The organism is Paenibacillus donghaensis (genome assembly GCF_002192415.1).
Classification (GTDB): Bacteria; Bacillota; Bacilli; order Paenibacillales; family Paenibacillaceae; genus Paenibacillus_AQ; species Paenibacillus_AQ donghaensis.
The window spans coordinates 7455955-7478127 of record NZ_CP021780.1; the positions used below are offsets into that span (position 1 = coordinate 7455955).

The 22173-nt window shown below is 51.7% G+C and carries 18 protein-coding genes and 2 riboswitches; of the genes, 6 read left to right on the plus strand and 12 right to left on the minus strand.

Annotation, left to right across the window (positions count from 1 at the left end):
• Positions 1-26: 26 nt before the first annotated feature.
• Positions 27-1121, minus strand: a complete 1095-nt coding sequence (locus B9T62_RS33770) for a GGDEF domain-containing protein (protein ID WP_087919251.1) — start codon at positions 1119-1121, stop codon at positions 27-29.
• Between the two features lie 213 nt (positions 1122-1334).
• Positions 1335-1434: riboswitch (purine riboswitch) on the plus strand.
• Positions 1435-1892: 458 nt separating this feature from the next.
• On the opposite strand from B9T62_RS33770, the gene B9T62_RS33775 reads away from it, so the two are divergent.
• The 4 genes from B9T62_RS33775 to B9T62_RS33790 all read left to right on the plus strand — a co-directional run bounded on the left by B9T62_RS33775 (position 1893) and on the right by B9T62_RS33790 (position 7340).
• The gene (locus tag B9T62_RS33775) at positions 1893-3323 is read left to right on the plus strand and encodes an NAD(P)/FAD-dependent oxidoreductase (protein WP_087919252.1); all 1431 of its coding nucleotides are present in this window, start codon (positions 1893-1895) and stop codon (positions 3321-3323) included.
• A gap of 251 nt (positions 3324-3574) precedes the next feature.
• Positions 3575-5236, plus strand: coding sequence for a sensor histidine kinase (locus B9T62_RS33780; RefSeq protein WP_169834473.1), 1662 nt, complete (start codon positions 3575-3577; stop codon positions 5234-5236).
• A complete protein-coding gene (locus tag B9T62_RS33785; RefSeq protein ID WP_087919253.1) occupies positions 5233-5961 on the plus strand; it encodes a LytR/AlgR family response regulator transcription factor in 729 nt (242 codons plus the stop codon). Before B9T62_RS33780 ends, B9T62_RS33785 begins: the two co-directional genes overlap by 4 nt.
• Positions 5962-6086: 125 nt before the next feature.
• Positions 6087-7340 carry an L-lactate MFS transporter gene (locus tag B9T62_RS33790; RefSeq protein ID WP_087919254.1) on the plus strand — a complete coding sequence of 418 codons (1254 nt, stop codon included), beginning with the start codon at positions 6087-6089 and terminating at the stop codon, positions 7338-7340.
• Positions 7341-8125: 785 nt separating this feature from the next.
• Here B9T62_RS33790 and B9T62_RS33800 read toward each other — a convergent pair.
• The 3 genes from B9T62_RS33800 to B9T62_RS33810 all read right to left on the minus strand — a co-directional run bounded on the left by B9T62_RS33800 (position 8126) and on the right by B9T62_RS33810 (position 13644).
• A complete protein-coding gene (locus tag B9T62_RS33800; RefSeq protein ID WP_087919256.1) occupies positions 8126-9103 on the minus strand; it encodes an aldo/keto reductase in 978 nt (325 codons plus the stop codon).
• A gap of 309 nt (positions 9104-9412) precedes the next feature.
• Complete coding sequence (gene odhB / locus B9T62_RS33805) at positions 9413-10723, minus strand: 2-oxoglutarate dehydrogenase complex dihydrolipoyllysine-residue succinyltransferase (RefSeq protein ID WP_087919257.1); 1311 nt, start codon at positions 10721-10723, stop codon at positions 9413-9415.
• Between the two features lie 53 nt (positions 10724-10776).
• On the minus strand, positions 10777-13644 hold the full coding sequence (locus B9T62_RS33810; protein ID WP_087919258.1) for a 2-oxoglutarate dehydrogenase E1 component: 2868 nt from the start codon (positions 13642-13644) through the stop codon (positions 10777-10779).
• 311 nt (positions 13645-13955) lie between these two features.
• A riboswitch (cyclic di-GMP riboswitch) is annotated at positions 13956-14040 on the plus strand.
• A 27-nt stretch (positions 14041-14067) separates the two neighbouring features.
• Between B9T62_RS33810 and B9T62_RS33815 the strand changes: the two genes are divergently transcribed.
• On the plus strand, positions 14068-14223 hold the full coding sequence (locus B9T62_RS33815) for an anti-repressor SinI family protein (protein ID WP_087919259.1): 156 nt from the start codon (positions 14068-14070) through the stop codon (positions 14221-14223).
• A gap of 194 nt (positions 14224-14417) precedes the next feature.
• Here the strand turns inward: B9T62_RS33815 and B9T62_RS33820 are convergent, their stop codons facing one another.
• The 5 genes from B9T62_RS33820 to B9T62_RS33840 form a co-directional block, all read right to left on the minus strand.
• Positions 14418-14750, minus strand: coding sequence for a helix-turn-helix domain-containing protein (locus B9T62_RS33820; RefSeq protein WP_245864714.1), 333 nt, complete (start codon positions 14748-14750; stop codon positions 14418-14420).
• A gap of 269 nt (positions 14751-15019) precedes the next feature.
• Positions 15020-15619 carry a TasA family protein gene (locus tag B9T62_RS33825; RefSeq protein WP_087919261.1) on the minus strand — a complete coding sequence of 200 codons (600 nt, stop codon included), beginning with the start codon at positions 15617-15619 and terminating at the stop codon, positions 15020-15022.
• Between the two features lie 50 nt (positions 15620-15669).
• Positions 15670-16251 (minus strand): TasA family protein, encoded by a 582-nt coding sequence (locus B9T62_RS33830; RefSeq protein WP_087919262.1) that lies wholly within the window; start codon positions 16249-16251, stop codon positions 15670-15672.
• A 96-nt stretch (positions 16252-16347) separates the two neighbouring features.
• Entirely contained in the window at positions 16348-16935 is a 588-nt protein-coding gene (sipW, locus tag B9T62_RS33835; protein ID WP_087919263.1) for a signal peptidase I SipW, read from the minus strand.
• Positions 16936-16938: 3 nt separating this feature from the next.
• Positions 16939-18171 carry a hypothetical protein gene (locus B9T62_RS33840; protein WP_169834297.1) on the minus strand — a complete coding sequence of 411 codons (1233 nt, stop codon included), beginning with the start codon at positions 18169-18171 and terminating at the stop codon, positions 16939-16941.
• An 852-nt stretch (positions 18172-19023) separates the two neighbouring features.
• Here B9T62_RS33840 and B9T62_RS33850 point away from each other — a divergent pair.
• Positions 19024-19785 (plus strand): hypothetical protein, encoded by a 762-nt coding sequence (locus B9T62_RS33850; RefSeq protein WP_087919266.1) that lies wholly within the window; start codon positions 19024-19026, stop codon positions 19783-19785.
• A gap of 121 nt (positions 19786-19906) precedes the next feature.
• Here B9T62_RS33850 and B9T62_RS33855 read toward each other — a convergent pair whose 3' ends face one another.
• From B9T62_RS33855 to B9T62_RS33865, 3 genes are all read right to left on the minus strand, one after another.
• Positions 19907-20209, minus strand: coding sequence for a hypothetical protein (locus B9T62_RS33855; protein ID WP_087919267.1), 303 nt, complete (start codon positions 20207-20209; stop codon positions 19907-19909).
• A gap of 22 nt (positions 20210-20231) precedes the next feature.
• On the minus strand, positions 20232-21290 hold the full coding sequence (locus B9T62_RS33860; protein WP_342746133.1) for a DUF4179 domain-containing protein: 1059 nt from the start codon (positions 21288-21290) through the stop codon (positions 20232-20234).
• Between the two features lie 91 nt (positions 21291-21381).
• Positions 21382-21975, minus strand: coding sequence for an RNA polymerase sigma factor (locus B9T62_RS33865; protein WP_087919269.1), 594 nt, complete (start codon positions 21973-21975; stop codon positions 21382-21384).
• Positions 21976-22173: the final 198 nt, after the last annotated feature.

Consider the following 22173-nt stretch of genomic DNA (forward strand, 5'->3'; position numbering starts at 1 on the left):
AGAAAGTCATCCGTTTCTTTTTGCTGCTAGAAAATCACAATTTTGTTTTTCCCCGTTTTTTTGGCCTCATATAAGGCATCATCAGCCCGCTGGAAGATGGAACTCTTGGAATCGGCTCCCGAATAGTTGTGCATGCCGATGCTTACCGTGACCGACTTGCCTTCCATTTCGGCTACCGGTGTTCCGGCAATTCCGGTCAATACCTTGTTCATAATTTCCTGCGATTCCTCCAGCGTCTTGGCGGTGAGAATGACCACGAACTCCTCTCCGCCATAACGGGCGGCGAAATCATCGGTGCCAATATGCGCAAGCAAGCTGGCAGACACCTGCTTCAGCACGATATCGCCAACCCAGTGCCCGTAGAGATCGTTGACTTTTTTGAAATTATCGATATCCATTACGGCCAGCTGCATCGGGAACGGATTGTTCTGCTGATGTTCGATCAGCCAGCCAAGGTATTCATGAAAGGTCTTGTGGTTATACAGATCCGTCAGCGGGTCAATCTTGGACAAGCGGTCCATGATGATATTCTGGATGCGCAAATCCTGCTCCGCCTTCAGGGAGTTCTCCAGCGAAATCTTCAGATCCCGCCCGCGTCCGATAATCCCGAACCCTGCGAGTGAAGTGCCCGCGAAGATCAGAGCGATAATGATAATCTGTGTGCGCATCGTGTAATCGGAATGAGAGGTCTGGATGAACAGGGCTATGGTATACACCAGACAGACGGATGAGGATGCCAGAAGATAGCTGCTTTTGAGATAGATCATGGAGACCAGCAGCGGCAGCAGCATAATCAGCGGCTTCACATGAAATTCCGAACCTAAATGGATAATAATCAGGAGGGCATACAGGTGGCTTGCGGCGCTAATCGCCAGTTCAGACCAACTGGGTCTCCATCTATAGGTACATTCGAGCAGAATCATCATCATCAGGATCAGGGAGTCGGGAACCAGGATATGGCTGATCATATAATCCAGGGTCGAAGTCTTGGGCTGGTCGCTCCAGATGGACCTGGATACAAGGAACTGAGTACATAGATATACAATCAGAACTGCCCAAAAAGCGTTAAGAAGCACTCGGTTCCAATAGGCTTGACGAGGAGTTTGTGCGGGGGGATGCATGGGCTGTTCCTCTTTTCCAGTGTCAATATACTTACTATATTCGACAATAATCCACAGTTTCCTCCCAAAGGATGTAAGAAGTTTAATGTTCGTGTTTAGTGTGTGATAGACTATTTGTGATATGCATTAATGTTATAAAATAAGTCAAAGGCGAATTATAATGAGCTAACTCATTGACATATTCGCTTATTTCCGGTAAACTTCCTATTGGCTCAACAATAAAGATCAGCTGTTCGTATATCCTCAAAGATAAGGTTTGGGGGTTTCTACAGGGAACCGTAAATTCCTGGCTACGGATAGGGTGCTTTTTGCATACCTATGTAATAGCCGGGATTTTTTGCGTCCGGAAATCCTATCGGAGCCGTTAAACATAGTGAGAAGAGCGAGTGTAATCTACGAAGCGTAATCAGTGAAGTAGAGCTATAACAAAACTCAAGCTTATGCTTTCGAAGTGAGTTTGTACGAAGATTATTCAGTGAGGAATACGCTCACAAACTAAGCGGATGCTTTCGAAGTGAGTTTTGTACGAAGCGTAATCAATGAAGCTATCCTAAACAAAACTTAAGTGTATGCTTTCGAAGCGAGTTTTGTACGAAGCGTAATCAATGAAGCTATCCTAAACAAAACTTAAGCGGATGCTTTCGAAGCGAGTTTGTACGAAGATTAATCAGTGAGGAATACGCTCACAAACTAAGCGGATGCTTTCGAAGTGAGTTTTGTACGAAGCGTAATCAATGAAGCTATCCTAAACAAAACTTTCAGGAGGACAAAATGAGCAATTATGATGTAATCGTCGTGGGAGCGGGGCCGGCCGGGATCTTCGCATGTTATGAGCTGTCGCGCAAGGCGCCGCAGTTGAAGGTGCTGCTGGTGGACAAAGGGCATGATATCTATCGCCGCAGCTGTCCGATTCTGGAAGAGAAGATCAAGTTGTGTCCGCCGGCCTCTGGCCGTAAAGAATTCGCCGGGTGTCTGCCCGCCTGCTCCATCACTGCAGGATTCGGTGGCGCGGGAGCGTACAGTGACGGCAAATTCAACATTACCACTGAATTCGGAGGCTGGATGACAGACTATCTTTCGCCCTCCAAGGTGCTGGAGCTGATCCGTTATGTGGACGAGATTAATCTGGAGCATGGGGCTACGCCGACGATTACAGACCCGACGACAGAGAGTATCCGAGATATTGAGCAGCGGGGTTATGCCGCAGGATTGAAACTGCTGCGCGCCGAGGTACGTCATCTGGGGACTGAGCAGAATCTGGAGATTCTGAAATCAATCTATGAATATCTGAAGACCCGCATTGATATGGTGTTCAAGGCGGAAGTGCAGGACATTGTTACGGTAAAAGAAGACGGCAAGCACCGCATAACAGGTATTCAGCTCAAGAACGGTGACAGCTATGAAGCGGACCGGGTAATGATTGCACCGGGGCGTGACGGCTCTGCCTGGCTGAGCGAAATTCTTAAGAAACGCCGCCTCAAAATGTACAACAATCAGGTGGACGTAGGGGTGCGGGTCGAAACCTCGGATGTTGTAATGAGAGAGATTAATGAGCATTTATATGAAGGCAAATTTATCTATAATACTTCCGTGGGCACCAGAGTGCGAACCTTCTGCAGCAATCCTTCCGGACATGTGGTTGTTGAGAATCACAGTGGAGTCATGGCGGCGAACGGCCACTCCTATAAAGATCCGAAGCTTGGCTCAATGAATACCAATTTTGCGCTGCTGGTGTCCCATACCTTCACCGAACCTTTTGACAAGCCCAACGAATATGCGCGGGAGATCTGCAAGCGGGCCAATGATCTGTCCAATGGTGGCGTGATTGTGCAGAAATACGGCGACATCCTGCGTGGGCGGCGTTCTACGGAGACCCGGATCAGCGAAGGGTTTCTGGAGCCTTCACTGAAGGAAGCCGTACCGGGTGACCTGGGTCTGGTGCTGCCGTACAACACGATGAAGAGCCTGATTGAAATGGTGGAAGCCCTGGAAAAAGTAACTCCGGGTATCGCCTCTGAGCACACACTGTTCTATGGAGTGGAGGCCAAATTCTATTCAGCCCGTCCGAAACTGACGGAGAAGCTGGAGACAGAAATTGCCGGACTGTATTGCGGCGGAGACGGGGCAGGCATTACACGGGGGCTGGCACAGGCCGGTGCGGCAGGAGTCTGGATTGCGCGGGGCATGCTCGAATCGATGTAAAAGGGAAGCGCTGGAAGAAATGTGGTACAGGCTCTCTTAAATAGTGTATCCGCAGAAGTGAGTATGGACAGAGTGTAATTAGAGTTGTGAAGGCTGTCTTGGCCGCAGGGTTGCTGCGGGTAAGGCGGCCTTTGTTTGTATAATCCACCTCACCATGAAGTGCCTGAAGAATAGCTACAGCCCGCTCAATGGACAGCCGCAGGCGGTATCATTATAATAAACCGATAGATTAACCTATGGAGGCTGTGACCATGCAAGAAACGTTTACCATCCTGCTGCAAATGTTCGAACGGGCAGCGCTGCTGCTGATGTGTCTGTTCGTGCTGACCCGGCTGCCGCGGTTTAAGGAGATTTTTCAGAAAGGAGACTACACACCCCAGGAGCTGATGATCGCAACGGTGATTTTCAGTGGCTTCGCGCTCTTCGGAACCTATAGCGGGATCAATGTGGAAGGGTCGCTGGTGAATGTGCGGATTATCGCAATCGTCTCCGGTGGAATTCTGTTCGGGCCGTGGGTAGGGCTGATTACCGGTCTGATCTCGGGGGTGCACCGCTTCCTGATTGATATCGGCGGGGTTACGTCGGTGCCCTGTCTGATTACCAGCGTTACCGCAGGGATTGTCTCCGGCATCATCTACCGCCGCACATCGGGGGAGAAACGCTGGATGGCCGGTATTCTGGCCGGGATGGCTACGGAGGCGCTGACGATGGTGCTGATTCTGGTGATGGCTGATCCGGTGTCGCTGGGCGTTGAGATTGTATCCAAGATTGCTTTTCCGATGATTATGAGCCAGATCAGTGTGGGCCTGATTGTCATGCTGGTGCAGAGTGTGGAAGGGGAGAAGGAACGGATTGCCGCCAAGCAGTCGAAGCTGGCTCTGGATATTGCCAACAAAACGCTGCCTTATTTCCGCAGTATCAATCCCGAGTCGCTGCATATGATCTGCCAGATCATCAAAGAGGATATCGGAGCGGATGCCGTCGCCATTACGGACACGCGCCTGATCCTCGCTTATGTGGGGGTCGGAGAAGAATATTATATGGAAGCCAATGAGATTATCAGCGAGGAGACCAAACAGACCATCTCCAGCGGCGAAATTACGATCCGCGACGACGATTCCGACTACATCAACCGTGAGATTAAATCGCTGATTATTATACCGCTGAAGGAGAAGGGCGAAATCACCGGCGCGCTCAAGATCTACTATACCAAAGCCCACAAAATCACCTACTCCCTGCAGGCGATGGCTGTCGGATTGTCGCAGATGATCTCGACGCTGATGGAGGTGTCACGGGTGGAGGGCATCAAGGAGATGGCGAACAAGGCGGAGCTGAAGGCGCTGCAGACGAGCATTAATCCCCATTTTCTGTTCAATGCGCTGAACGCGATTATCTCCTCCATCCGCATTGATCCGGACAAGGCGCGGGAGCTGATCCTCAATCTGTCCGGTTATATGAGATACAATCTGGAGCTGACGGACGAGTTCATTGACATCCGGCGCGAGCTGCAGCAGGTTCAGCAGTATGTCGAGATTGAGAAGGCCCGTTTCGGCAGCCGGCTTACAGTGCTCTATGAAATTGATGAGGTACAGGTGCGCATCCCCAGTCTGATTATTCAGCCACTGGTGGAGAATGCGATTGTGCACGGAATTCTGAAGAGCAAGGGCAAGGGCACCGTGACGATTTCGGTGCAAGAGCAGGACGATACGGTGCGGATCGGCATCCGTGACACTGGTGCGGGCATCAGCCAAGAGACTATAGACAAGGTGTACAGCGGAAATATGCCGGAGAACAAAATCGGCTTATACAATGTGCATCAGCGGGTCAAGCTGATCTATGGGAATGGACTGACCATCCGGCGGCTGGAACAAGGAACGGACATCTCTTTTGATGTCAAAAAGGAGCGAATATGAGAGCAATTATTGTAGAGGACGAAGAGCTGGCACGTCAGGAGCTGGCTTTTCTGATTGAAACGCATAGCGCGATTGAAATTGTGGCGCAGTTTGAGGACGGACTGGACGCCCTGAAATATTTGCAGACTGAGCAGGTGGATGTGCTGTTCCTCGATATCAACATTCCTTCCATTGACGGTGTGCTGCTGGCTCAGAACCTCAGCCGGTTCTCGGTGAAGCCCTATATTGTTTTTATTACGGCCTACAAGGAGCATGCGGCGGAAGCGTTTGAGATTGAAGCCTTGGACTATATTCTCAAGCCATACAGCGAGCTGCGGATCAAGGCTATGCTGCATAAGCTGGAGGGGGTATATACCGCGCGTGGACGCCAGAGTGAAGAGGGGCAGCATGCCGTAAGTGACAAGGTCAATCTGTGGAGAAATGAGAAGATTATCGTCGTCGACGCTGACGATATCTATTATGCTTCGGCGCAGGAGAAGACCACAGCGGTTATGACCCGCACTGAGGAGTACAGTATGGCGCTGAGCATCAGTGATTTTCACAGCCGGCTGCCGCAGGATAAGTTCTTTCGCTGTCACCGCTCCTACCTCGTCAACTTGTCCAAAATCAAGGAGATCATCCCCTGGTTTAACAATACGTACCTGCTGCGGCTGCATGATCTGGACTTCGAGGTGCCGGTGAGCCGCAGCAAGGTCAAGGAATTCCGGCAGATTATGCGCCTGTAAAGGCAGTTCATTCCGCAGGAACGTCATCTCATTCCGTATTTCGCTCAAGCCGGGAGTCTATCGCTACAATAAAGAGGTAAAGAACACCTCGCAGCGATAACTCGGGAGAGAAAGAAGGAATAGAGATGACGACAGCAAAGGGCGCTACAAGCACCAAGCGTTGGCTCGTTGTATTGGGTACTGTAATTATGCAGATGGGCCTTGGCACCATCTATACATGGAGTTTGTTTAATGCGCATCTGGTTAGCAAATTCGGATGGGAGCTAAGCTCGGTTGCGATTACGTTTTCCATTACCAGCTTTGCTTTGGCTTTTGCCACCTTATTCGCCGGCAAGCTGCAGGATCGCTTCGGACTGCGCCGGTTGACTGCCGCTTCCGGCATTCTGCTCGGGCTCGGCTTGATTCTAAGCTCACAGGCCAGTTCTCTTCTGATGTTCTATCTGCTGGCGGGTGTTGTGGTCGGCTATGCGGACGGTACGGCTTATATCACTTCCTTGTCGAACCTGATTAAGTGGTTTCCGAAGCATAAAGGCTTAATCTCCGGGGTGTCCGTAGGAGCCTACGGAACTGGCAGCCTGATCTTCAAATATATCAACGGCGGACTGATTGAGTCGGTGGGTGTATCCAGTGCTTTTCTGTACTGGGGTCTGATCGTTATGGCGATGATCGTCATCGGTTCCACGCTGGTGCGTGAAGCTCCGGTACCTGCGGCAGTCCCATCGTCGGTAACAGCTGCCGGGGTCAAGGTAGTTCAGAAGGATTATACGGTAAAAGAAATGCTGCGCACCAAGCAAGCTTACCTGCTGTTCGTTATTTTCTTCACTGCCTGCATGAGCGGCCTGTATCTGATCGGGATCGTCAAGGATATCGGCGTGCAGCTGGCAGGATTGGATGTGCAGACGGCAGCTAACGCCGTAGCGATGATTGCCATCTTCAACACAGCCGGACGTTTGATTCTGGGAGCATTGTCTGACAAAATGTCCCGCCTGAAGCTGGTAGGCGTTTCGCTGGCCGTGACTACAGCAGCCATGCTGACGCTTAGCTTCGCACCGCTCAGCTTCGGCCTGTTCTTCACCTGTGTAGCAGCCATCGCCTTCTGCTTCGGCGGCAATATCACAGTGTTCCCGGCCATTGTCAGCGACTTCTTCGGACTGAAGAATCACAGCAAGAACTACGGCATTGTGTATCAGGGCTTCGGAATCGGCGCGTTATCCGGTTCGTTTATCGCGGCATCGCTGGGCGGCTTCAAGCCTACCTTCATCGTGATTGGCTTCCTGTGCCTGCTGGCCTGCCTGATTGCGGTTTCGCTGAAGCCGCCAGTCTCCGGCCGCAAAGAAACAAAGGGAATGAGCCTGAAGCCATATGGCCGCACGGCTTAACCATATATAGCAGTAAGATGTTGGCTTAGCAGTACAAACATAGAGATGCAAACATGCAGCAAAAAAGGGACGTTCCGAGGCCGGTTAAATGGCTGCGGAGTGTCCCTTTTTGTTGTGTCGGGTTAAGCGTAGTATGGGAGGACGGCAAGGTGGCGGGACGGGACAGGACAGGACAGGACAGGACAGGACAGGACAGGACAGGACAGGACAGGACAGGACAGGACAGGACAGGACAGGACAGGACAGGACAGGACAGGACAGGACGGGACAGGACAGGACAGGACAGGACAGGACAGGACAGGACAGGACAGGACAGGACAGGACAGGACAGGACAGGATAGCGAGACGGTAGTACGCAACGTGGCGCGGCTTAGCTCCGCTTAGCCGGGGCCAGTTGCAGCTAAGTCATGTTGCTGCGGACCGTATGGCCTCTATTTACGGTTTTGAGCCGATTTTTCAGCATTAACGGACCGAGGAGCCCTTAATCAGGGCAAACAGGGTGTTGCAGGCAACAATATCCGCGAATAGAGGCTCCTGAGTCCGTTAAGTGCCCCAAGCAAGCCATTTCGGCCAAATAGCGGCTGCTGAGTCCGTAAGCCGCTGAACCCGGGCTTGTGATGCTGGCGCTAGGCAGGTGAAAAGGCAATTGGTGCGCCTTGGCTGAACCTGCCGGTATGAATGGTGTTGTGCTTGACGGAATGAAGGCGTCTTTTGCCGTTCCCATTCGTTTTTTGCTTTCGCCCCTCATCCTTGTCATTCGCTCTCATCTTTCGTCTTTTGTGGGTTTACCAGGCGTAGGCTTCGGGTGCAGGTTTGCCGGGTCCGGGGAAGATCCGGTCGAGTTCCTGCAGCGTATCCTCTGCTAAAGTAATCTCGACGGCCCGGAGTGAATTCTCCAGCTGTTCTGCCGTTCTTGGGCCGATAATTGGCGCGGTCATCGCCGGATTCGCCAGCAGCCAGGCCAGAGCAACATTGGATTGGCTCTCGCCCAGGTCAGAGCAGAGTCCGGCAAAAGCCTCCAGTTGACCGCGTTTAGCCTCGATGGCGCCGCTCTCCTGTGCAGATCTGGAGCCAGGTTGCGGCTTAAGCGCATTCTCGCCAAGCAGACCTCCAGCCAAGGGACTCCAGGCTACCACGCCGATTCCGTGATGTTTGGCGGACGGCAGGACCTCCAGTTCCGGTTCTCTGCACAGCAGGCTATATTTATGCTGCTCGGAGACGAGTCCCAGCATGCCGCGCTTTTTGGCTTCGGCCTGTGCTACAGCCAGATGCCAGCCGGCAAAGTTGCTGGAGCCGATGTAGTCGGCAGAGCCTTTTTGGATGATGGACTGAAAAACTTCCCACAGCTCATCCCAGCTGACGCTCAGATCGACATGATGCATCTGGTACAGTTCAATATGCTCCGTCTGCAGTCGCTTCAGCGAACCCTCCAGATGGCGGCGGATTTTATAGGCGGACAGTCCGTTCTCCGAGTTAGGTCCGTCATTCGCATCCTGCATATCCCCGTATACCTTCGTGGCCAGCACAACACGCTGCCGACGGTTGCCGCCTTGGGCGAACCAGTGTCCGATGATCTCCTCAGTGAAGCCGCGTTTCTCTCCGCCATAGCCGTTTGCGGTATCGAAGAAATTAATGCCCGCGTCCAGCGCGGCGTCCATAATGCGAAAAGCTTCCTTCTGGTCCGTACTTTGACCGAAATTCATTGTGCCCAAACAGAGCTTGCTTACATTCAGTCCCGTACGTCCTAGCTTGGTATACTTCATAAGTTTGCCGCCTCTAATTCGTATTTTCCAATAATTATTACAGTATCCAATTATATACACACTCTGACCTATTACCCTTAAACAGCTCAGGGGAATCATGTGGCGGGAGCGGGAAAGGGATGCAATTTAGCATTGCAGACAGAAGCGGGCGGTAAAAAGCGGTAGTATGCCTATTAGCTGCGAAACTACTTACTCCTTATAACAAAAGCCAGGGTATAACCTCTGCTGTATGTGAGAGCAGAGGTTATACCCTGGCAAGTTAATATGAGAGGCATCTAAAACAACTGTGTGGCTAGTGAAGTCTTCAACCTAACCTTCCAGCAGCAGAGATTCCGGGTCCTCCAGCAGTTCCTTAACCCGGACAAGGAAGCTTACTGCTTCTGAGCCATCTACGATCCGGTGATCATAGGAGAGCGCGATATACATCATCGGGCGGTTGGCACTGCGTTCTTCATCCAGAGCGATGGGACGCAGCTGGATTTTGTGCATGCCCAGAATACCGACCTGAGGTGTGTTCAGGATAGGGGTGGACAACAGTGAGCCAAACACCCCGCCGTTGGTGATCGTAAATGTGCCGCCCTGAAGATCAGGCAGACCCAATGTATTCGCCCGTGCCTTGGAGGCCAGCTCGCCAATCTGGCGTTCGATCTGGGCGAAGCTCAGCCGGTCGGCATCGCGGACCACCGGAACAACAAGCCCTTCCTTGGCAGCGACGGCAATACCGATGTCGTAGAATTTCTTCAGCACCAGATCCTCGCCGTCAATCTCGGCGTTGAGCATCGGGAAGGCCTTCAGCGCGCCGATTACGGCTTTGGTGAAGAAGGACATGAAGCCAAGTCCTACCTCATGCTTCTCTTTGAAGGCATCCTTGCGGCGTTTGCGGATGTCAAGGATGGCTGTCATGTCCACCTCGTTGAAGGTGGTCAGCATCGCCGCCGTCTGCTGCGCTTCGACGAGGCGGCTGGCAATGGTCAGCCGTCTGCGCGACATGCGCTTGCGCTCGACGTTCTTGCCATCGCCCGGCAGCTTCGCGCCCGCCGCCGCTGGCTTCGCACCCTCCGGCTTGGCTGGCGCCGCCGGAGGGACGGGGGCAGCAGCCTGCGGCGCGGCTGCCCCATGGCCCGAAACATCGGCCTGGATGATCCGGCCGAGGGTGTCGCGCGGGCTGACCTCGCCGAGGTCAATGCCGCGCTCACGGGCCAGCTTGCGCGCCCCCGGCGAAGCCAGGGCCGCTGCGCTGTCAGCCGCCGCCGGCTCTGCAGGCGCGGCCTGCGGCGCTGCGGCGGCTGCACCGTCGACGCTAGCCGCACTTGCGGCAGGCGCACCGCCCGCCGCTGCACTGGCCCCTGCGGCAGGCGCGCTGCCCGCCGTGTTCCCGCCGCTGCCGGCTGCCTCGATGATGCCGATGGCTTCGCCAACGGCTACATTCTCGCCGGCCTGGCGCAGGATGGAGGAGATGACGCCATCCTCCTCGGCGCTGATCTCCAGGTTGACCTTGTCGGTCTCCAGCTCGGCAAGCACATCACCCTGGCCGACGGTATCGCCTTCCTTGACCAGCCATTTGTAGATTGTTCCTTCGGAAATGGATTCGCCCAGATCGGGTACTTTAATTTCGGACACAGGCCGTACCTCCCCAAATATAGTAGATTACGTTATCGTGACGCCGTCCTCCCTCAGGTGGACGGCACAGGCGCTTGTACTTGCGAGTTCAATTTCAGGGCTTCTCTGACAATTCTCCGCTGCTCATAAGCATGGACGTCTGCGTAACCGCTGGCCGGGCTGGAACGCTCCGGTCGGCCGATGTACTGGACAGGAGCCTTCGGCGGCGCTATAGCCCGCAGCCTTGGCTCCGTGTAGCTCCAGGCGCCCATATTCTTCGGTTCTTCCTGTACCCAGACAATTTCCTCCAGTGCGCTGAATGTGCTCAGGAAGGCATTAAGCTCTCGCTCCGGGAACGGATAGAGCTGCTCCAGGCGGAGGATATGCAGCCAGGAGAAGTCCTGGCCGCGCGCGGCCTCCAGCTCGGTCTGCAGATCGACGGCAAGCTTGCCGCTGCAGACCACCAGCCGTGTAACCTCGGCTGGCTTCTGGCCCAGCAGAGCCTCAGGGAGTACCGGATGGAACTGCCCGGTGCCGAACTCTGTTCCCGGCGAAGTGCTGCGCGGGTTGCGGATCAGGCTCTTCGGCGTCATGATGACCAGCGGGCGGGCATTCTCCTTGCCGCACAGGGCTGCCTGGCGGCGCAGCAGATGGAAATACTGCGAGGCGCTGGTCAGGTTCGCTACGGTCCAGTTCTCCTCGGCGGACAACTGCAGATAACGCTCCAGCCTGCCGCTGGAATGCTCTGGCCCCTGGCCTTCATAGCCGTGAGGCAGCATCACTACCAGATTGCTGCGCTGGGTCCATTTGGCGCGTCCAGCCGCAATGAACTGGTCAAAAATAACCTGTGCGGCATTGGCGAAGTCGCCATACTGCGCCTCCCAGATGACCAGCGTCTCCGGCGCAAATACATTATAGCCGTATTCGTAGCCCAGCACTGAAGCCTCGGACAGCGGACTGTTGTACACGCCGAAGGAAGCATGGGATTCACTCAGCTGGTGCAGTGGTGAGAACAGCTCGCCGTTCTCGCTGTCATGCAGCACCAGATGGCGGTGGGCGAAGGTGCCGCGCTGTGAATCCTGGCCGCTGAGGCGGATGGGGGTGCCATCCTTCAGAATGGTGGCGAAGGCCAGCGTCTCGGCCAGCGCCCAATCGACCTTCTCGCCTTCATTCAGCGCATCCTTGCGCCGCTGCAGAATCCGCTCCAGCTTCGGATAGACCTTGAAGCCGGTTGGAACGGTCAGCAGCTCGCGGTTGATCTGCTGCAGCTGGGGAAGCGGCACAGCAGTGGGAGCTTCAGCAGGACGCTGCGTCTGGATGGCTACCGCTGTTTTGGCTTCCGCATTCTTGTGCTTGCCTTCCTTCATCCTATCATAAGCCTGCTGCAAGACTTTCTCCGCTTCGGCATTCATAAGCTTCACTTCGCCCTCTGTAACCACCTTCTCCTGCTTCAGGCGCTCGGCGTACACATTGTAGACGGTAGGATGGTTGCGCACCTTGCCATACACGACAGGCTGCGTAGTTTCCGGATCATCCATTTCATTGTGGCCGTGACGGCGGTAGCCGATCAGGTCGATCACGAAATCCTTCTTGAACAGATTGCGGTAAGCGCTGGCGAGCCGCACGGCGGAGATGCAGGCCTCCGGGTCGTCAGCGTTGACATGGACAATCGGAATTTCGTAGCCTTTGGCCAGATCACTTGCATAATGGGTTGATCGGGAATCTTCGCTCTCTGTAGTAAAGCCTATGCGGTTGTTGACGATGATATGGATCGTTCCACCATTCTGATACCCATGCAGCTTGCCGATGTTCAGCGTCTCGGCTACGATGCCTTCTCCTGGAAAAGCAGCATCCCCATGCATCAGCACAGCCATAGCCTTGCTGGTGTCGAGCTTCGGCAATCCGGGTGACTTGCGGTCCTCCTGGGCAGCACGGGTGAAGCCTTCGACCACAGGGTTGACGAACTCCAGATGGCTTGGGTTGTTGGCAAGCGTCAGCCGGGTGCGGACAGTCTCGCCTTCACGTACGGCACGGTCGGCACCCAGATGGTATTTCACATCGCCGGACCAGCCGTAGTTAATGCCCATCGACCCTTCGGAAGGGAACAGCTCCTTATTCGGAGAGTGATGGAATTCCGAGAAAATAATATCATAAGGCTTGCCCAAAATATGGGCCAGCACATTAAGACGTCCCCGGTGGGCCATGCCCATCAGGATATGCTCTGCACCGTCATGGGCGGCGGCGCGTACGATTTCGTCAAGCATCGGCACAAGCGCGTCGTTGCCTTCCAGACTGAATCGCTTCTGGCCCACGAAGGTCTTGTGCAGGAACGTTTCGAATTGTTCTACCTCGATCAGGCGCTTCAGCAGCTCTTTGCGCTCATTGTTGTTCAGCGGAGCAGGGGAACTGGCCGATTCGGCTTGGCTGTTCAGCCAGCGCAGCTCCTCTTCCCCGTGAACATGCCCGAACTCGTAGGCAATCGTCTGCGTATAGACCTGCCGCATGCGGTGCACGGCATCCCAGCCGTTGCGCACATTCTTGGGTGCATTCTCCCAGAGCAGCGATGCAGGCAGGGCCATCAGGTCCTCACGGGTCAGCTCGTAGGTCTCATGATCGAGCCACTTGGCCATCGGATTGTGATCCCGCTCCAGCGGGTCGATATTAGCGGCCATATGGCCATATATTCGAATATTGGTGATTAGCTTGGAGGCTTTGACTGCCTTCTTCAGCCATGCTGTATCGCCCGTAGGTACAGGCTGAGGAGGCTGGTCGGCACCGGCCGTAAGCGGCGGTGGCCCTGATAGAATAAACAGTTCGCGGTAATTGGCCTCTACCGAGGCGGGGTCGTTAAGAAACTGGTCGTATTTCTCCTGAATATAGCCCAGGTTGGGTCCATAATACTTGGTCCAAACGGATTCGTTATAGGGCTCATTAGCTGCCATGGATAGATCCTCCCAACGGATGAACTCCGATATTCGGAGCTGCAATGATTGCGGTTTCATTCCTTACCTTATTGTGCTACTTTCAGGCCCTGTAATCAATTCATACTTTCGTCCAATCCGTTCGCAAAACGATATGGTTCATCTTGCATTCTCTATATTTCTATAACTATGCCAAAATATGATAGAATTTTCCGCTTGAATCAATGAAAAAAATTCCAGAAAACGACACACTTTTCCGTATTGATCTTGTATAATGTACTTGCGGATAACGGTTTTTTATAATCATTAGCCAGATCCTTTCATGCAAAGGGTCCAGTAAAGGGTAAACCTGCCGAAAGACAGGGGCACAAAGTCGCGGGTCTAAGGTAGAAATACTAAGACAGCCGGACTGCCTGGGGACGCGGAAATCTAGGAGGAGATTTTTTGGATAAGTCCAACCAGGGGAAAGATGGAGTTCTGAAGACGATGGATCTGGATGCGGAATGGATTCACCTCATGCTGGTAGCCAAGAAGGCTGGCATACAAGCAGAGGAGATCCGCCGCTTTTTTGCAGAGAAAGCTTGCCGTGTCATTGTGTAGGACGGGTGAAGAGCTCTGGGATGTTGCATACCAGAAGAGGCACAGCGATTCGTCGCTGTGCCTCTTCCGGTTTACGACCAAGGGCTGAAGTATTTTTAAAAAGATAAGAATTTATATGCATCGCGCAATGAAATTAGCCTTCTCTTTCTCGCAGAAACGGATGCCGCCTCTTGCAGAGGACGGCGAAGCCGTTTCTACTTGTCCTTGTGTTCCAGGCGCCATTTCTGATAGTCGAGGAATTCCTTGAATTCCCGCTTGCTTATACCTGAAGCCATCGCTTCCTGAACCAGCCCGAACCATTCGGCATCCAACGGGGACTCCCCGTCTTCGGCCACCTCGCCGTATAGCAGAGCATGTACAGATACCTGAAGCGCATCGGCGATCTTTTCAATGAACTGAATGGAGGGATTGGATTGAATATTTCTTTCGACATTGCTCAGATACGATTTCGCTACATTAGCCTTGTCTGCAAGCTCGGACAACGACAGCCCCTTCTCCAGACGGAGATGGTGGATGCGGCCTCCCATATGATCAGGCACGATAACAACGCCCCTCCGTACTTTTTGTAAATATAAGGATTTATATGTTTTACGTTATAAATCATCCTTATATTTCTCGCTGAAACGCCCCGTCCTATAAAAGGACGGCGAAGCCGTTTCCACTTGTCTAGTATAACAAATATCGGCAATTCCGACAAAGCGCGTGGAAATTCAGGTAATGCGCGTATCATTGCTAAAAAAACGGCAGCTCCGGCCCGGACTAGGGCTTGGATCTGCCGTTTTTTATAAGAGGGTTATTAATTTGTTCTAATTTCCCCCAAGCCCTGCAGGGCGTTGAAGGTCCAGCTCAGGCTGATGCCGTCTCCCTGGAATTCATTCTGGTCAGCGTTGTTGTCGGCAAACTCAAAGGCTACTTTGAAATCCTTGGAGGACCCGGCTGCAATGCCGTTGCTGAATTCAGGCAGCGTAGTGAGATTCAAGGTATTCAAGGCCTTCAGTTCAGCGAAAGTAAGGGTAGTCTCAATCTGGTTAGTAATTGCTCCGCTCGTATAGCTGCTCTTGAGAATATGGATCTTGAAATGTTTGCCTAGATCGTCCGCATTGGCCGGTGCACCTTCGCGGTTCGTTACCGTATATTCCGATTTCAGGCTTAGCCCTTTGATATCCAGGGAGCCGTCATTCTTAAGCTTGAAGCTGCGGACGGCGATATCGCCGGGCTTCAGATTGTTGAGTGGAATAAACTGGGTAGGATCAGTGTTCAGGTCGAGGGTTCCGGCCGCGAAGGTTGCGGTTGTTTGTGCAGTATCACTGAAGTAGGCGAAGGTGCCTCCCCCGATTAAAGACAATCCCAGAGCTGCTGATGCTATGCCAAGACCCAGTGTTTTTTTGATACCCATATTGATGTTTCCTCCTTAGATTTATATTGATTTATTAAATTTGTATTGTTTTATTTGTAGACGCCTGCTCCTTGGCTTGCCTCGAAGGTCCAGGTCAGGTTCAACTCGTCGCCTTGATAATAATTCTGCGGGGTCAGGTTTTCTTTGAAGAAAAAGCTCACGTACAGCTTGTCGCTGGTATTTGCCTTGATCCCTGATTTTTCGCCCCATAAGCCGGTTTTGACCAGATCAGGTGTTATTTTCTCCAGATCGGCAAGCGATTTGACCAGGACAGGGATACTGTTCTTGTCATCATTGATCATAATCGTAACAATGATATCTTCCTTCAGATTGTGGCTGCCGTTATTGCCGTTCAGATCGTTTACGGTAGGTACAGTCTTAAGCAGCACCTTGGTGATGTCCAGAGAGCCGTCGTTCTTCAGCCAGAACGTTTTGTTAATGGTGTCCCCGGGCTTCAGATTGTTGAGGTTCACGAAGATGGATGGATCGGAGGTCAGGCTCAATGTTCCGTTGTTAAAAGCAGCGTTGGTCTGGGCGGTATCGCTGAAATAAGCGAAGGTGCCGCCGCCGATCAGGGTCAGGCCCAAAGCTGCTGAAACGACACCAAGACCCAGTGTTTTCTTTACATTCATTTGTTCAACCCTCTCTTGTGCTTCTGAATTATAAGACTGGTCTTGCGGCGATGCATATGTGTGCTCCACGTTACGTAAACGGGAGGAGACAACGAATTAATGAAGCGGATCGGGCACGGTTTCTGCGGCGGCAGGCACACTGTTTTTGCGCTCCAGCACGGATACGGCCTTCCAGGAGGTGTAAAGCGCGTAGAGCAACAGCAGCAGCCCCGGAACAATCATCAGCAGAATACTGCCTGCTTTGGAGACGGCGAAATTCATGGCATAACCGACATAAGGCACAGTAATTCCGGTATATTGGCCTACGACATTAGTCGAGAAAACAGGAGCAGAATCGGCGGCATCATTGGCATCGCCTTTGGTGGTATAGGTAGCTTGATTCAGCGCGGAATTCATCTGCACATCAACAATACGGTGGGTGATCAGCCGGCTCTCCTCATCCATGAAGGTGATCACATCGCCTTTCTGGAAGCGGGTCATGTCACCGCCGGGCTTCAGCGCAACTACAGAACCGGTATGGATGCCAGGCTCCATGGAGCCGGATAGTACGGTTTTGATCTGATAGCCGAAGAGCGAAGGCTCACCGCCGGAGGCTTTGGAGATGACCACGGCAACCACCAGGACCAGAAACAGCATAAACATCAGGGTGGTCAGGGTATTGGTAATTATTTTTTTGACACGCATCGTTCATTCGCCGCCTTCTTCGGGAATAGGAGTTGGAGTTGGAGTTGGAGCTTCGGCTGGTGCAGGCGTGGCCTGTGGAGTGTTCTCTGCCAAGTCTGCTGCTGGTTCAGCCGGTCCATTCGGTGTTTCGCCGGCTGCCGTCCCGGGCGATGGGCTGGGCTGTTCTTGAGCTACGGGCTCAGGAACGGTCAGTTCATCATCGAGAGTAGGGGTCACAGTTGGTTTGCTGTTGTCGTCCGCAGCTTGTTCTTCGTTCACCGCTGCAGGCTGTTCTTTGTCTTTGTCTTTCTGTAATTTCTGCTCTTCCTCAGCCTTCCGGGCTTCTTCGGCTTTCCGGGCTTCCTTAGCCTTCCGGGCTTCTTCGGCTTTCCGAGCTTCTTCAGCCTTCCGGGCTTCCTCCAGCTTCTCCTGCTCCAGTAGTGCGGTCCGGGCTTCCTCCACTTGCTGCTGGCGGCTGTGCAAGCTGTCCAGGCTGGATGCCAGGCGCTTGCCGCTGTTCTCCAGCTCTGCCTGCAGTTGCTCATAACTGGAGAGCAGCTGTGCTGACATTGCCGGGCCTTCGGCCCCCGCTGCGCTTATAGCTGAAGGATAAGCTGCTCCAGAACTGAAGTAGCCGGTGGTTTCATCCGGCGGTTGGTTGCCGCTGAACATGATGCCGGGAGAAACGCTGCCCCATTGCTGAATGGAGGTTAAATAGCGGAGGATTCCGTTCAGCGTATCCATCAGCGGCTCGGACAGCACCCCGCTCTGATTGACATGCTGCTCGAATTCCTGGAAGAACTGTGCGTCACGGATCTCCAGACAGCCTGGCTCAAGCTCGATCATATATCCTCCAATTTGCGCCAGCAGCTGCGCTGCGCTGCCAAGCTCCTGCAGAATTTGCTGCCAAATGTCCCTGTTCACGCTGCGCTGCTGTTCTATGGCAGCTATACCGGCATTGGCTGCAGACATTTGCGAGCTAAGGAGCGCTGCGGTCTGCTCTAATTCGTCCAAGGACAGTCCGCTGATATCGGAAGCATCTCCGATGTCTACAGCAGGTGAGTGTCCGGCGAGTGCTGCCTTCAGCAGGGCGATCCGCTGGATATGGCCGCTGAACTCGCTGAGCAGCTGCTTGATTTGACCGGGGAACACTTCACACAGCTCTATCGGATTGTCCAACTGCTGCCCCGAACTGTAACCGCCATAAGTGCTCCCGATCTGGCTGGAAGTATAGAAGAGAAGGATGGAGACTGCCATGCCTGATTGCAGCACCCGCAGGCCGGTTTTCTTCTTGCGTGTTCTTTTTCTGGCTGCTCTTGGGTACAGAGGAAGGCCTCCTCTCGTGATGGTTCTGATATGCAAAAGTTCGTTATTCGCTATAAGTGTTCTTTATAAAGAACAACTTCGTAAGCAAAGCATACACTAAAGACCCAAGAAATGAAAAACGCGATCTAAGGCTAAAATTCCTTTATAAAGAACGAATATATCTGTTTTTCGCGTACTATCTCCTATAATCATTAATTTACATGAAATATTCTTAATAAAGAACGAAAATGTTTGTCTGCAAGTAATCTTTTCAACTTCGGATTCTGCCCTTTGTCACGAATAGCCCAGCGTTTCAGAAGTTCATACCCGGCATGTCCTTGATCTGTAAAGCAGGGGGGAGGATAATGTTTGGAACCGGAACCGGCAATAAGCAAGGACGACCACAGGAGCAGCGCAAGACCGCCGGCCTCAAGCTCAGCGCGCCCCTATACTCTCAGCTACTGCTCCAAATGCCTGCAATTCTACAGTTTTTTTCTTGTGAAAACGGTCATGGGGACCCGAAGCCTGCAAAAGTGCAGGCTTTTACAACTCCAGCGCGGGTTCGCAGGACTATCTGCCGGAAAACCTGCACTAATGCAGGAATTCGGTGAACAAGGAGAAGAGCAGAGGAAATGCCTGTATTTTTGCAGGAATTTCCTCTCTGGGTGAGTATTCGTCCATACGCTTTAGTCCACTCGAATGTGGCTTGTCTGAAGAAACAGGGACGGAAGGGAAGTATAGGTCATTCATTTGTTCAGTTGCTTTGATATAATTTCTGTCACGTAGATGAAAGGGGATACAGTTTTGAAAAAAGAAATTGGTGTGTTAATGCTGGTGGGAAGTGTTTTGTTATCAGGATGTGGTCCGGACAAGTCAGCGCCAGTCTCTCAAGGATCAATGAGTCAGCCTTCGAGTGTTCAGATAAATGCACAAAATGATAATGCAGAATCTAATATGAATTTAGTTGTTGCTTCTGAAGATCAAAAAGTAAAACTGTATGCAAACAAGGAAGAAGGTAAAGGATTTAACGGCGTAACGCTTGATGTAAATGGAGTAACAAAAGAATTCGATTGGACTTTTACTAGCACTGGATCTAAACCGGTTGCGCTCTATACTGATCTTACAGGAGATGGTGCGGAGGAAGCCGTAGTTATCATGCAGACAGCAAACGGAACACAACTAGATAATTATGATATTCATGTATTGAATCCCAAGGATTTATCTGAAATCAAAGTACAAGACTTTAAGGATATTGTTTCTCAAAACATTAAATCGCAGGTTTCTAAAAATGACGACGGTACATTATCCATTACCGTGGAAACCCAAGGGGAAAAAAAGAAATTAAAATATAACTTTGATCCTTCTCCGGATTATAATCAATCGGAACTAGGTTTCGGAGCCATCATTATTTATTATGTCGAAGAGCAAACAATCAAATTAAACTTCACAGGCTCGGTTGGTACTTCCCCCATTACGGCATGTGAATTTACTGCCACCTATACATTCAATCGTGACAAAAATGAGTTTGTCGTCGATCAAATTGACGTCAAGCCTGTAGAAGAATAGAAAAGGAAGCTTGCTCTTGAAATATAGAGCAAGCTTCCTTTTTGTGAGGATTTAGCCAGTGTAATCAATCGCCAAGCCGCATAAACAACCTATTGTGTGGCGGGTGAAGAAAAAAGCTTCCTTATAGCCAGGAAGCTTTTTGGTAAGAAGTGTACGTAAAAGATCTAAGGGTGATCGATTTAAATGGATCTTTGATATTCCGGGCATACAGCTTCAGATCCATTTTGAAATGATCAGGAATTTGTTGCTGTTCCTTCCCGGAGAAGGGGAACAGAAGAGTGTCGCTGCGCGCCTCATCCTCTAAGTGGGGTACAGTGGGAAGAACCGTTGATTTTTGTCCATTCACAGCCACGCTCATTCTTCTCATACTGTCAGTAATACAATGCTTCCCAACCGTTCCTCCTTTCTGGTGCAGTGTCATCATGAGCTGGTACTGCTCCTGTGTTTTATCTATTTACCGGAAGGGTCATTTCCAGGTCTTTCAGATACGTCCGTGTACCCAGGCTGTCCTTTCCAGGCAGATGATTTCCTTTACTGTCTTTCTTTTCTCCCACAACACTCCAGTCATTATTCTTCACTGTAAAGGTAAACGGCTTGATCGTAATAGATTTTGGCGTGCCTACAAACGGAGCGTATAACTCATCCAAGTGATAGGCTGTACCTGGTTTGCTGTTAAAGTAGCCCAATGTGTGTTGTTCAAGCTCATTACCCTGATCATCCACAATTTCGTAATACACTCTGCTGGCGCTGTATTCGCCTGTCTGCTCCGAGGTTTGTGGAACGGCCCCCTTGCTGTCCAGAACCAGACGGGTGGTCAATGGTGAGATATACAGCTCCTGTACCGTATAGCTAAACAGCCCGTCCGATTTGGAGATATTGGGCTTCAGCACAAGGGCCTTGTTATCTATCTGCACCGGGACCTTGAATTCAAAAGGCTCTGACACCTGTGTAACCTTTGCCCGGATTGTCAGCTCGAATTGGTCGGGCAAGCTCAGCCCCCCAGTCAATTCCCCCTTAAATGAGGTTTTCTGCTGATAAGGCACGTCTCCAAATCCTCCTGATGTGTACTTGATCTCTTGACCGTCAGCAAGAAGGGTAAGATTATCTGCACCTTCGATGTACCCTTTGGGCAGCTGAGCTTCAGGGGCATCTTTAAGAATCAAAGGCAGAGCCATATTCTCCAGATCTACCCCTTCGCGTTCCAATACGAAGGATAGACGGGTACCATCATACAAGTAGGTGGCCAGCTTCAAAGTAATGCCGTTATGCGTTACACTTTGTTTGGGATCGGATAGGATTCCCTGACTACGGGCAGACTCCACGGCCTGATCGCTCGTTCCATTATAAATGACTCCGAAACCCGGTATTTTCTTTAGGGCATCTGCCATGGCTGGCGATACAAAACCCGTCCCCAATACTCCGGCACCTAACATAGCCGTTACTGATGCGGCCACCACACTTTTTTTCAAAACGCTGAATCCAGTTTTTTTTGGTTCTCTGTTCATTTCAATCTCTCCAATCCTGTTCATAATTTGTTTGCTCATGCTTGGTCTTGAAAATGATGATTCACGAAGCATATTCTCGAGGGTATTTATTTCAGCGAACTCCCTTTGTTCCGGCAATGGTCCCATGCACTCTCTTCCTTTCTTGGCTTACGTGCTCCATCAGTTTTTGACGCAAGCGTTCGTATTTTTTGCGGATTGTGGCAGGATTAAGGCACATAATTCCACCAATTTCCTCGAAGGTGTACTGCTCAACCGCCTTAAGGAGCAGGATATGGCGCTCTTCTGTTGTCTGGTAAGCCATCAGCTCATAGATTACTGATTCGTTGTGGGAGAGTGGCTGCATAGACTGCTGCTCTTTGTAGTGCTCCACCAGTTTGAGCCAGCGTCCCTGCTTCTTCTTCAGGTTCATCAGATGATGGTAAGCCATCTTGTAGAGCCAGGCGGAGAAGGAAACTTGTCTGCTGTATTGATGCAGATTCATATAGGCGCGGATGAAGATTTCCTGTACGGCATCCTCCGTTTCCGCGTGATTCTTAAGAATATAAAAGCAGTAGGCATACATCTGTCGTTCAAAACTGGTGATGATTGACTCGTATGCCTGCTTGTCCCCTTCTTGGACCTGCTTTACAACAGTTTCAATCGCATTCAGCTTATATTCCGCTTCCCCGGGGATGGTTGGTTGCAAATTCTCACCTCCTTGCTCGTTTGCCTATATAACAATCCCGAAATGCGATTTCGTGACATGATTTTGCATAAGAGGCATCTTACTTGATTAGGCCGCCTGGCAGACTGAATTCCCCGCAAAAAAAAGCTTCCTTCAGTCAGGAAGCTTGTGGATAAGAAAGCTGTCAGTTGCTCAGTTCTGCACACACGCTGACCCTTT

Coding starts and splice junctions, on each gene's coding strand:
- B9T62_RS33770 (WP_087919251.1), bottom strand. CDS start 1,121: ATGCATCCCCCCGCACAAACTCCTCGTCAAGCCTATTGGAACCGAGTG.
- B9T62_RS33775 (WP_087919252.1), top strand. CDS start 1,893: ATGAGCAATTATGATGTAATCGTCGTGGGAGCGGGGCCGGCCGGGATC.
- B9T62_RS33780 (WP_169834473.1), top strand. CDS start 3,575: ATGCAAGAAACGTTTACCATCCTGCTGCAAATGTTCGAACGGGCAGCG.
- B9T62_RS33785 (WP_087919253.1), top strand. CDS start 5,233: ATGAGAGCAATTATTGTAGAGGACGAAGAGCTGGCACGTCAGGAGCTG.
- B9T62_RS33790 (WP_087919254.1), top strand. CDS start 6,087: ATGACGACAGCAAAGGGCGCTACAAGCACCAAGCGTTGGCTCGTTGTA.
- B9T62_RS33800 (WP_087919256.1), bottom strand. CDS start 9,103: ATGAAGTATACCAAGCTAGGACGTACGGGACTGAATGTAAGCAAGCTC.
- B9T62_RS33810 (WP_087919258.1), bottom strand. CDS start 13,644: ATGGCAGCTAATGAGCCCTATAACGAATCCGTTTGGACCAAGTATTAT.
- B9T62_RS33820 (WP_245864714.1), bottom strand. CDS start 14,750: ATGGGAGGCCGCATCCACCATCTCCGTCTGGAGAAGGGGCTGTCGTTG.
- B9T62_RS33825 (WP_087919261.1), bottom strand. CDS start 15,619: ATGGGTATCAAAAAAACACTGGGTCTTGGCATAGCATCAGCAGCTCTG.
- B9T62_RS33830 (WP_087919262.1), bottom strand. CDS start 16,251: ATGAATGTAAAGAAAACACTGGGTCTTGGTGTCGTTTCAGCAGCTTTG.
- sipW (WP_087919263.1), bottom strand. CDS start 16,935: ATGCGTGTCAAAAAAATAATTACCAATACCCTGACCACCCTGATGTTT.
- B9T62_RS33840 (WP_169834297.1), bottom strand. CDS start 18,171: ATGGCAGTCTCCATCCTTCTCTTCTATACTTCCAGCCAGATCGGGAGC.
- B9T62_RS33855 (WP_087919267.1), bottom strand. CDS start 20,209: ATGATGACACTGCACCAGAAAGGAGGAACGGTTGGGAAGCATTGTATT.
- B9T62_RS33860 (WP_342746133.1), bottom strand. CDS start 21,290: ATGAACAGAGAACCAAAAAAAACTGGATTCAGCGTTTTGAAAAAAAGT.